Below are 10,914 nucleotides of genomic sequence, written 5' to 3'. Positions count from 1 at the left end.
CCCGCGGCAGTCCTGCTGCCGGCCTGGATGCTCGTCGGCAGCGCGATCTTCGGCGGCGGTGGCTGGCAGACCCTCGGGGCGCTCCTCGCGAGCATCGTGCTGTTCGTCGCTCTTGCGACGATCGCGGGCATCGTCCTCGCTCGCCCGGGAGTCCGTGCGTCGAAGACGGTCTCGTGGCTCGACGTGGCGATTCTCTCCGTCATCGCCGCATCCGCGATCACCCTCGGCTTCGACACCGCGGCATCGACGGCCTCCACGGTCGTGCTCATCCTCGCCGTCATCGGCGGATTCTGGGGCGCGGTCTGGCAGTTCTTCACAGAGGCCCGCAAGCGGGTACAGGATGTCTTCGCCTCCTTCGAGGTTCCGCCTGCGGCTCCTGCATCGGCTCCGGCTTCGGGTTTCGGCCGCACCCAGGTGCCTGCCGGCATCCGGAACGACGGCGAGTACATCGTGATCGAGACGAGTCGCGACACCCGTTGATTGTGGGGCAGGGCTCGCGTGTGGCAGAATAGGCGATTGTGCCTCGGCCCGACTCTGCCACAGGGGAGTCTGCGATAACGAGGGCACCGAAACTCACACTTCTTTTACCCCGTAGTCGACCTGTGGCGGTTGCAGAGAGCGAATTCCCATAATGAGCCACATTCTCGATCACGTCGACGCGGCGTCGCTGCGTAGCGATATCCCCGAGTTCCGCGCCGGCGACAACGTCAAGGTGCACGTCAACATCGTCGAAGGTACGCGCTCGCGTATCCAGGTCTTCCAGGGCGTCGTCATCGGCCGCTCGGGCGAGGGCGTGCGCGAGACGTTCTGCGTGCGCAAGGTCAGCTTTCAGGTCGGCGTCGAGCGTACCTTCCCGGTGCACTCCCCGGTCATCGACCACATCGAGGTCGTCACCCGCGGAGATGTTCGCCGCGCGAAGCTCTACTACCTGCGTGCACTGCGGGGCAAGAAGGCCAAGATCAAGGAGAAGCGCGACGCGTAGCGTTCGCCTTCGAATCGCCTGACAGCCGAAACGCCGTCGGTCCTTGGATTCACAACCCTGAGCTCCCTGCCCATAAAATGGCGGGGAGCTCAGGCGGTTAAATGACAGAAACGACCATGCCATCGCGTACGTCACGCCGGCAGAAAAACACGCGCACGTCGCGCAGCGCGCTGCTGTTCTTGCGCGACATCCTCATCATCTTCCTCGTCGCCGTACTGGCGTCGGTGCTGATCAAGACCTTCCTGGTGAGGTCGTTCTACATCCCCTCCGGGTCGATGGAGAACACCCTCCAGATCAACGATCGCATTCTCGTCAACCAGCTCGAACCGAACCTCATGCCGATCGAGCGCGGCGATGTCGTCGTCTTCGCCGATCCGGGCGGCTGGCTCCCGGCGTCGGTCGAGCCCGAGAAGGCGCCGGTTGCAGCTGCTCTCGACTGGGTTCTCGAGACGGTGGGCCTCACCGCGAGCGACGCCAACGACCATCTCATCAAACGGGTCATCGGCCTCCCCGGCGACCACGTCACGTGCTGCAACGCCCTCGGCCAGATGTCCGTCAACGGCGTTCCGCTCGACGAGCCCTACGTCAAGCTGCCCGACGGCCAGACGGCCGCATCCGGAGTCGCCTTCGACGTGACCGTGCCCGAGGGTTCGCTCTGGGTCATGGGCGACAACCGCTACAACTCCAAAGACTCCCGGTTCAATCAAGATCAGCCCGGCAACGGCTTCGTGCCGGTCAAGAACGTGGTCGGCCGCGCGCTGTGGATCACCTGGCCGACCGACCGATGGACGTTCCTCGACAACTATTCCGACGTGTTCGCGGGCATCGAGAGCGAGGGATCGAAATAGCCGTCTCCGATCCGACGCTCACGGTGGAGCGCGGCCTCGAGCGCAGGGGTGCGAGCCTCGTCATCGGAATCGACGAGGTCGGGCGAGGCGCGCTCGCCGGCCCCGTCGCAGTCGGCCTGTGCGTCATCCGTGCCAGCAGGCGCACGCCCATTCCTGTCGGCCTGCGCGACTCCAAGATGCTCTCCGAAGCTGCGCGCGAGCGCATCGCCCCTCTCGCGGCCGAATGGGCACTCGACAGCGCCGTGGGGCTTGCGAGTCCGCTCGAGGTCGACGAGCTCGGCATCATCGCGTGCCTCGGCCTTGCCGCCAAGCGCGGCCTCGGCCTGCTCTACGGTCGCGGGGTGGATGTCGCCGGTGCGGTGATATTGCTCGACGGCTCCCACGACTGGCTGGCCCCCGCGCTCTCCGCGCCACTGAACGTCGTGACCCGGGTGAAAGCCGACAGAGACTGCGCGTCGGTCGCGGCGGCATCCGTGGTGGCCAAGGTGCACCGCGATCGCATGATGATCGATCGCCACGCCGAGACGCCCGCGTATGGCTGGAACAGCAACAAGGGCTATGGCAGCTCTACCCACCTGGAGGCCATCGCGAGCTTCGGGGCGAGCGACTTTCATCGGCGCAGCTGGCTGAAGGAAGCTGCCCTCGTTTCGACGCCGTAGACTGGGCGACACCATGGAAGATGATGAGATCGAGGACTACGACCGCGAAGTCGAACTGGCCCTCTACCGCGAATACCGCGATGTGGTCTCGCAGTTCAAGTACGTGATCGAGACCGAGCGCCGGTTCTACCTGGCGAACGATGTCGAACTGGTTCGCCGCGACACCGAGCACGACTTCTACTTCGAGCTCGTGATGAACGACGTGTGGGTGTGGGATGTCTACCGCTCCGACCGGTTCGTGAAGAGCGTGCGGGTGCTGACGTTCAAAGACGTCAACGTCGAAGAGCTGTCGACGAAAGACTTCGAGCTTCCCAAAGAACTCGCTCTCGACGAGTAGTCGACCTCTCCTCGGCTGAGCCTGTGGAGAACGGTCTTTCCCCGTTCCTCGCCTCGGTCCCGAGCGTGCGTTCGCGCCCTGCCATCCTCGGTGGCGGAGGCGCACATGAAAGCAAAAGATGCTCTGGGTCGTCAGGGTGAAGACGTGGCTGCGAGCTACCTCGCAGACCAGGGGTTCACCGTGGTCGACCGCAACTGGCGATGCGAACACGGTGAGGTAGACCTCATTGCAATCGACGATCGTGACACGGTGTTCGTCGAGGTCAAGACTCGAACGTCGACGGCGTTCGGGCATCCGTTCGAGGCGATCACCGACGCGAAACTGGCCCGGCTGCGTCGTCTCGCGTCGGCCTGGTGCGAGGCTCAGTCGGGCCCGCGGCCCCGCGCCATCCGAATCGACATCGTGTCGGTTCTCATCCGAGACGGAGGGCTGCCCCTCGTCGAGCACCTTCGCGGGGTCTTCCGATGATCGGCACGACCACCGCGGTCGCCCTGCTCGGACTCACCGGTCAGATGGTCGAGGTCGAGGCCGACATCACCCCCGGTCTTCCGTCGTTCACGATCATCGGGCTGCCCGACACGGCGCTGTCGAATGCGCGCGAGCGGGTGCGCCACGCCACCAGCAACGCCGGATGCCCACTGCCGGCACGACGAATCACGGTCAACCTGTCACCGGCCGCGCTGCCGAAGTTCGGCCCGGTCTTCGACCTCGCCATCGCGATGGCGCTGCTCGCGGCGGCACGCGGCATCAGTGCCGAATCCATCGGTCGGGTGGTGCACCTCGGCGAACTGGGGCTCGACGGCAGGCTGCGGCCCACCAGCGGAATTCTGCCCGCGGTTGCGGCCGCCGCACGGCTCGGATTCACGCGGTTCATGGTGCCGGCGGGCAGTGCCGACGAGGCCGCCCTCGTGCCGGGCATCACGGTGATTCCCGTGGCATCAGTGCGAGACGCGGCCATTTTTCACGGCAGCACCCTGCAGCCGCAGCCGGTCGACCCGATCCTGCCGACTCGGGAGCGCGCCACAGAGACGCCCGTCCTCGAGCTGGCCGACGTGGTGGGCAATCGGGATGCCACACAGGCGCTGGTGGTTGCCGCGGCGGGTGGGCACCATCTCTTCATGCTCGGCCCGCCCGGTGCAGGCAAAACCATGCTGGCAGGCCGACTGCCCGGGCTGCTTCCCGACCTCGGTCCCCTCGAGTCGCTCGAAGTCAGCTCTCTGCGCTCGCTGAGCGGTGAGGTCGTCGGCTCACAGCTCATCACACGGCCGCCACTCGAGAGCCCTCATCACACGGCCACGGCGGCGGCGCTCGTCGGCGGTGGATCTCGTCAGATTCGGCCCGGCGCCGCGGCCAGGGCGTCGCACGGTGTGCTCTTTCTCGACGAAGCCCCCGAGTTCAACTCCTCGGTTCTCGATGCGCTTCGACAGCCTCTGGAGACCGGTGTCATCACCATCCATCGTGCGAATGCCGTCGCCTCGTTTCCGGCCGCATTCCAACTCGTGCTCGCCGCCAATCCCTGCCCGTGCGGCCAGTACGGGGCGCGTGACTCGGAGTGCACGTGCACGCCGCACTCGCGTCGCCGGTACCTCGCTCGAATATCCGGCCCGCTCATGGATCGCATCGACATCCAGTTGCGGGTGCAGCGAATAACGGCCGCAGAGCTCCGCATGGCGGACGGCGCAGAGCGGCTCGACACCGCCACGGCGAGAGAGACGGTGGTGAAGGCGAGAGCCAGGTCTGCGGCACGACTCGCAGCAACACCCTGGCTGCTCAACTCGCAGGTTCCCGGATCGTGGCTTCGAACAGGCCCACGACGTCTCGCCCGCACGACGACGGCATCGCTCGATCGGGCGCTCGAGCGGGGCGGGCTGACCATGCGCGGCTACGACCGGGTGCTGCGGCTCGCCTGGACTATCGCCGATCTCGACGACGCCGAATCTCCCGCCCCAGAACACGTCGGGCGTGCCCTCTACCTTCGAAAGTCGATCGAGTCATGACTATTTTCGGACTCGATTCGAGCCAGGTTCTGCGCCTGGCTGCGGCGGTGGCAGTCGACGCCGACGCCGATCCGGGCATCGACGAGGCGACCGCGGCCGAGATCTTCGCGAGGGCATCCTGGACGTCGATCGCCGAACCCGGCGACTCCATCGCCGGGGCCCTCGTGTCGTCGCTGGGAGCGGTGCAGGCGCTCACCTCGCTCGTAGACACCTGGCCGATAGATCGTGTGGTGGCCGCCCTGGCCGATGCGGGGGCGGACTCGATCGCGGCACGCGACCTGGCCCTCGCGTTCGATCGCTGGAGGCCACGCCTCGTCTCCTCCGCCGTCATCACCGCGTTCCGGCAGGCCGCGAGGGTTTCGGCCCGACTGATCCGCCCGACGGATGCTATCTGGCCCAGGGGAGTCGATGACCTCGGTGTGCACGCGCCTATCGCGCTGTGGGTTCGGGGAATCGATGCGGCACTGTGCTCGCTCGGGTCGTCGATCGCGCTGGTCGGCGCGCGCGCCGCCACGGGCTACGGCGAACACATGGCGATGGAGTTCGGCGCGGGATTGAGCGACAGGGGAGTCTCGGTGGTGTCGGGAGCAGCCTACGGAATCGATGGGATGGTGCACCGCGCCGCGCTGGCAAGCGGAGGGCTCACCGTCGCGTTTCTCGCGGGTGGTGTCGACCGGTTCTATCCCAGTGGTCACGATGCCCTGCTCGGGCGCATCGCGACGGTCGGCGCCGTCGTCTCCGAATTGCCCTGCGGTTCGCCTCCGACGAAGTGGCGGTTTCTCCAGCGCAATCGCTTGATCGCGGCGTCGAGCGTGGCGACCATCGTCGTCGAGGCGGGCCACCGATCCGGATCTCTGAACACGGCTGCCCACGCTGCGGCCGTCGGGCGGCCACTCGGCGCCGTTCCGGGGCCGGTCACATCGCCCTCGTCGGCCGGATGCCACCGCCTGATTCGAGAATTCGACGCGGCGTGCGTCACGAGCGTCGACGAGATCCTCGAGCTCGCCTCCGGCCTGGCCGGTGCCGTTCCGCACGCTGAACTCGATCTCGGTCTGCAGGCGGAATCCGATCGGCGCTCGCCCGAACAGGTGCGCGTGATTGATGCGTTGAGCGTTCGGGCGGCGCGCACGACGACCGACATAGCTCGGCGTGCGGGCCTGGCGACGAGCGCGACCGAGGGCGTGCTCGGTCTGCTCGCACTCGACGGAATCGCCGTCGAGGGGGAGGCGGGATGGAAGAAGGCGAAGGGATAGACGAGAACCGCCGGCGGCAGCCCGGGTATCAGGCCGAGTCGCGCCAGACTATGGTCGTCTCGAGAAAGATGCCCGCTGCATCAACGGACTCGCCCCTGAGCTGAGCCAGTACCGACTCCGCCGCCCGTCGCCCGAGCTGCCCAGCCGGTTGGTGAACTGTCGAGAGCGGCGGCTGGGCTCGCGTCGCCCAGGCGCTGTCGTCGAACCCGACGACGCCCACATCGCCCGGAACGGATCGGCCGACCTCGCGCAGCACGTCGAGCACTCCGGCGGCCATGGCGTCTGAAGCGGCGAAGACGCCGTCGATGTCGGGCGCCCGGTCGAGCAGCAGACGCATGCCGTCGATGCCGCTCGAGTGCGCGTACAGCGGCGTTGTGATCACCAAGTCGGAATCGAAGGCGTCGCCGAGCGCGGCACGGAAGCCTGCCATGCGATCCTGCCCGGAGTCCCTGTCGAGGCCGGCCGCGATCATGCCGATGCGGCGTCGACCCGTCTCCTTCAGCCTCGTTGTGATGGCCTTCGCGGCACTGAAGTTGTCGATGCCTACGTAGGGGATGCCCTCGACGTCGACGGGGTGACCGACGAACGCCGCCGCGATGCCGAGCTCTGCGACGATTCTGGCGATGGGATCGTGGGCGCGGGCCGAAACGATGATCACGCCGTCGACGAATCCGCCGCTGAGATACTCGGCAACGCGGTGGCTGTCGCGATCGGAATCGATGACGAGCGAGACGAGCTGGTAATCGGCGTCGGAGAGCGCCGAATTGATGCCCAGCAGAATGCTGCCGATATTCGGATCTTCGAGAAACAGCGAGTGGGGCTCGTGCACGACGAGCCCCACCGCGTGCGACCGCCTCGTCGCCAGGTTGTGGGCCGCGCTGTTGCGAACGTAGCCGACCTGCACAATCGCGTCGGCCACGGCCGAACGAGCGGCGTCGGACACGTACGCTTCGGAATTCAAGACTCGCGACACGGTGCCGCGCGAAACGCCCGCTACCGCCGCGACATCGTTGATGGTCGCGCGTGCGGGTGCGGCTCGACGGGCGATCATATGCCCACTGTAGCGGGCGAGATTTCGACGGCGAGAATTGACACATGGATATCGGTGTGCTTATTCTGGGAGCGTTCCCAGAACTCCTCCCGCCTGTCGGTTCGAGTGCAACTGGGAGCGTTCCCAGACGGCGACGCTGCGGGAAGATCATGCACAGACAATGGAGCCCGTACCGTGACCGAGACCGCCGTAGCCACTCTGATCGATGGCGACGTCTCCGCATTCACCTTCGGCTGCGACTACAACCCCGAGCAGTGGGGCCCTGAGACCTGGCTCGAGGATGCTCGCCTGATGACCGAGGCGGGCGTCAATCTGGTCGCACTGAACATCTTCGGCTGGGCACAGCTCGAACCGGTTCGAGGTTGCTACGACTTCGCCGCGCTCGATTCGATCATCGCGATCCTCGACGACCACGGCATCGGCATCAATCTGGGCACCGCGACGTCCAGCCCGCCGCCCTGGTTCAGCGCCGACTACCCGGAATCGTTGCCCGTGATGGACGACGGCACCACGCGCGCGTTCGGGGGTCGGCAGGGGTTCTGCCCGAGTTCACCCGCCTACCGCGAGCACGCACTCGCCCTCGTCGAGAAGATCGCCGAGCGCTACGGCGCGCATCCGGCCGTGCGCCTATGGCACGTCTCCAACGAGATCGGCTGCCACAACGCGCACTGCTACTGCGACACGTCCGCCCAGGCGTTCCGCACGTGGCTGAGGGCCCGCTACGGTCGCATCGAAGACCTGAACGATGCCTGGGGCACCTATTTCTGGAGCCAGCGCTACTCGTCGTGGGAGCACATCCAGACACCGAGGCTCACCGTGTCAACCGGAAACCCGGGCCAGGCGCTCGACTTCATGCGGTTCAGCTCCGACGAGCTGCTCGCGCACTACCAGGCGGAGCAGGCAGTGCTTCGCGCGCACAGCGTCGCGCCCGTCACGACGAACTTCATGGTCACCGCGCACATCCGCAACCAGGATTACTGGGCGTGGGCACCCCACATGGACATCATCGCCAACGACCACTATCTCGATCACCGCTTGGGCGACCCGCGAAGCGAACTGTCGTTCGCGGCGGATGCGACGCGCGGCCTGGCCGGCGGTCGTCCCTGGATGCTCATGGAGCAGGCGACATCGGCCGTGAACTGGCAGCCACGCAATTTCGCCAAGGCTCCGGGCGAGATGACTCGCAATACGCTCAGCCACGTCGCCCGGGGGGCCGACGGAATCAGCTTCTTCCAGTGGCGCGCGTCGCTCCAGGGCAGTGAGAAGTTCCACTCGGCGATGCTGCCGCACGCGGGAACCGACTCGATGGTGTGGCGCGAGGTCGTCGAGCTGGGCGGCATCCTCGGCCGGCTCGCCGAGGTCGCCGGCAGCGAGGTCGTGGCCGACGTGGCCCTCGTCTTCGACTGGCAGGCCTGGTGGGCCACCGACCTCGACTCGCACCCCTCCGCCGATGTGCGCTACCTGCCGCAGGTGCACGCCGCGTATCGGGCGCTTCTCGGCGCGGGCATCACCGTCGACATCGTGGCCCCGGGTGCCCCCGTCGACGCGTACAGGCTCGTCATCGTGCCGAGTCTCTACAGCGTCACGGATGCCGCGGCCCGGGTTCTGGCCGACTACGTGGCGGCCGGCGGACACGCGGTCGTGACCTTCTTCAGTGGAATCGTCGACGAGCACGATCGGGTGCGCCCGGGCGGCTACCCCGGTGCCTTCCGCGAGCTCCTCGGAGTCTCGAGCGAAGAGTTCGTGCCGGTTCACCCGTCGACCGTCCTCACGCTGAGCGATGGACAGAGCGCGGGCATGTGGTCGGAGCGGCTGCGTCTCGAAGGCGCAGAGGCGGTCTCGGTCTTCGAGAACGGTCCGGTTCGTGGCATCCCCGCCGTCACCCGCAACACGGTCGGCGACGGGGCGGCCTGGTACCTCGCAACCGCCCTCGACGACGACTCGCTTGCCGCGACGCTGGCTCGCGCCGCCACCGAGGCGGGCGTCACGGTGCCGGCCGACCAGCCGGTCGGGGTCGAGATCGTGCGCCGGATCGGGGCATCCGGCAGCTGGGTATTCATCATCAACCACACGGATGCCGCGTTCGAGTACCAGACGCAGGGCACCGAGATCATCACGGGGGCCGAGATCGGCGCCCGCGCGTCAGCAGGGAACGAGATCTCGCGGGACGGCGTTCTCGACGTGCCGTCCGGTGCGGTGCGCGTCGTGAGAGAGAAGAGGAACGCCCAGTGACGACCACCTTTGCGCCGCGGCTGAAACCCCGCCGCGCGTCCGTCAAGCACAAGAAGGCGATCGCGATCTTCCTCGCCCCCTTCGCTGCGCTGTTCGCCGCGTTCTACCTGCTGCCGATCGGCTGGGCGATAGGGCAGTCTCTGCTCGTCGTCGAACGCGACGGCACGTTCGGCAAGCCGGTCGAGGTCTTCGGCGGCCTGACCCAGTACATCCTGGTGTTCCAGAACGAGGCGTTCTGGGCATCCGTCGGCCGGGTCGCGCTCTTCGGCGTGGTGCAGGTGCCGGTGATGCTCGGCTTCGCGCTCGTGCTCGCGCTGTTGCTCGATTCGCCGCTCGTGAAGGGCAAGAAGTTCTTTCGGTTGGCGTTCTTCGTGCCGTACGCGGTACCCGGCGTGATCGCAGCCATCATGTGGGGCTACCTCTACTCGCCGAACCTCTCGCCCTTCGCCGCCTTCACCTCGGGCTTCGACCTGTTGGCGCCCGAGACCGTGCTCTGGTCGATCGCGAACGTGGTCACCTGGGTCTACGTCGGCTACAACATGCTGATCATCTACTCGGCCCTGCTCGCATTGCCCACCGAGATCTTCGAGGCTGCGAGGCTCGACGGGGCAAACCAGCTGCAGATCGCCCTGTCCATCAAGATCCCGCTCGTCATGCCGGCGATCGTGCTCACGGCGATCTTCTCGATCATCGGCACCCTGCAGCTGCTCGCCGAGCCGCAGGTCTTCCGCAGCTTCACCTCGTCGGTGTCGAGCACATTCACTCCGAATATCGCCGTCTACACGACATCCGCAGTGCCGAACGTGAGCCTCGCGGCAGCGATGAGTGTGGTGCTCGCGATCGCGACGTTCGTCATGTCGTTCGTCTTCTTGAAATTCACCCAGCGTAAGGGCGACCAGTGACCCAGATATCTGCCGGAGCTCCTCGAGAGAAGCTCGCATCCCGCTCGGCGGCGATGATCGTGATGGGCGTCTCGACGCTCTACTTTTTGGCACCCATCTGGTGGCTCTTCATCGGCTCGACCAAGTCGCGAGAGCAGTTCTCGAGCACGGCGGGCCTGTGGTTCGCTGACTTCAACCTGTTCACCAACATCGGCGACCTCATCGCCTACAACGACGGTGTCTACCTGCGCTGGATGCTGAACAGCATCGTCTACGCGAGCTTCGGTGCCCTGCTCGGAACTCTGTTCGCGGCGATGTGCGGCTACGCGCTGGCCAAATACCGCTTTCCGGGGCGCGAGCTCATCTTCAACGTCGTTCTCGGCGGAGTCCTCGTGCCGGCCACGGCTCTGGCACTGCCGCTGTTTCTGATCTTCAGCCAGTTCAATGCCACCAACACGTTCTGGTCGGTCTTTCTGCCGAGTATCGTGAGCCCGTTCGGGGTCTACCTCGCTCGCATCTTCGCCGCAGCGAGCGTGCCCGACGAACTCCTCGAGGCGGCGCGGCTCGACGGGGCGGGCGAGGTGCGCACATTCTTCTCGGTGTCGCGGCGCTTGATGACGCCCGCACTGGTCACCATCTTCCTGTTCCAGTTCGTGGCGATCTGGAACAACTTC

Annotated in this window: 12 protein-coding genes; 11 read left to right on the top strand and 1 reads right to left on the bottom strand. The window is 66.5% G+C overall.

Features of this window, described 5'->3' with window-relative positions; all coding sequences use genetic code 11:
• The 8 genes from ACE5CZ_RS06745 to dprA form a co-directional block, all read left to right on the top strand.
• On the top strand, window positions 1-480 hold a 480-nt coding region (locus tag ACE5CZ_RS06745; RefSeq protein WP_374946564.1), incomplete at its 5' end, for a hypothetical protein.
• 151 nt (window positions 481-631) lie between these two features.
• Window positions 632-982, top strand: a complete 351-nt coding sequence (gene rplS / locus ACE5CZ_RS06740) for a 50S ribosomal protein L19 (protein ID WP_202566514.1) — start codon at window positions 632-634, stop codon at window positions 980-982.
• Window positions 983-1,083: 101 nt separating this feature from the next.
• On the top strand, window positions 1,084-1,830 hold the full coding sequence (gene lepB, locus ACE5CZ_RS06735; RefSeq protein ID WP_374946563.1) for a signal peptidase I: 747 nt from the start codon (window positions 1,084-1,086) through the stop codon (window positions 1,828-1,830).
• A gap of 23 nt (window positions 1,831-1,853) precedes the next feature.
• A complete protein-coding gene (locus ACE5CZ_RS06730; protein WP_374946562.1) occupies window positions 1,854-2,489 on the top strand; it encodes a ribonuclease HII in 636 nt (211 codons plus the stop codon).
• Window positions 2,490-2,502: 13 nt separating this feature from the next.
• Window positions 2,503-2,826: a DUF2469 family protein gene (locus tag ACE5CZ_RS06725; protein ID WP_044442048.1), complete on the top strand. Its 324-nt coding sequence runs from the start codon at window positions 2,503-2,505 to the stop codon at window positions 2,824-2,826.
• Between the two features lie 105 nt (window positions 2,827-2,931).
• Complete coding sequence (locus ACE5CZ_RS06720) at window positions 2,932-3,294, top strand: YraN family protein (RefSeq protein ID WP_374946561.1); 363 nt, start codon at window positions 2,932-2,934, stop codon at window positions 3,292-3,294.
• Window positions 3,291-4,823, top strand: a complete 1,533-nt coding sequence (locus ACE5CZ_RS06715) for a YifB family Mg chelatase-like AAA ATPase (protein WP_374946560.1) — start codon at window positions 3,291-3,293, stop codon at window positions 4,821-4,823. The genes ACE5CZ_RS06720 and ACE5CZ_RS06715 overlap by 4 nt, the downstream gene beginning before the upstream one ends.
• Window positions 4,820-6,076 (top strand): DNA-processing protein DprA, encoded by a 1,257-nt coding sequence (gene dprA / locus ACE5CZ_RS06710; protein ID WP_374946559.1) that lies wholly within the window; start codon window positions 4,820-4,822, stop codon window positions 6,074-6,076. The genes ACE5CZ_RS06715 and dprA overlap by 4 nt, the downstream gene beginning before the upstream one ends.
• 28 nt (window positions 6,077-6,104) lie before the next feature.
• Here the strand turns inward: dprA and ACE5CZ_RS06705 are convergent, their stop codons facing one another.
• Entirely contained in the window at window positions 6,105-7,127 is a 1,023-nt protein-coding gene (locus ACE5CZ_RS06705; protein WP_374946558.1) for a LacI family DNA-binding transcriptional regulator, read from the bottom strand.
• Window positions 7,128-7,301: 174 nt separating this feature from the next.
• Here ACE5CZ_RS06705 and ACE5CZ_RS06700 point away from each other — a divergent pair, with 174 nt between their 5' ends.
• From ACE5CZ_RS06700 to ACE5CZ_RS06690, 3 genes are all read left to right on the top strand, one after another.
• Window positions 7,302-9,359, top strand: coding sequence for a beta-galactosidase (locus ACE5CZ_RS06700; RefSeq protein ID WP_374946557.1), 2,058 nt, complete (start codon window positions 7,302-7,304; stop codon window positions 9,357-9,359).
• The gene (locus ACE5CZ_RS06695; protein ID WP_374946556.1) at window positions 9,356-10,261 is read left to right on the top strand and encodes a carbohydrate ABC transporter permease; all 906 of its coding nucleotides are present in this window, start codon (window positions 9,356-9,358) and stop codon (window positions 10,259-10,261) included. Before ACE5CZ_RS06700 ends, ACE5CZ_RS06695 begins: the two co-directional genes overlap by 4 nt.
• A 53-nt stretch (window positions 10,262-10,314) precedes the next feature.
• On the top strand, window positions 10,315-10,914 hold a 600-nt coding region (locus ACE5CZ_RS06690), incomplete at its 3' end, for a carbohydrate ABC transporter permease (RefSeq protein ID WP_374946565.1).

It is taken from the genome of Agreia sp. (genome assembly GCF_964263775.1).
Lineage (GTDB): Bacteria > Actinomycetota > Actinomycetes > Actinomycetales > Microbacteriaceae > Agreia.
Note: the sequence above shows the minus strand (reverse complement) of the source record. Positions and strands in the feature narration are given on the sequence as shown.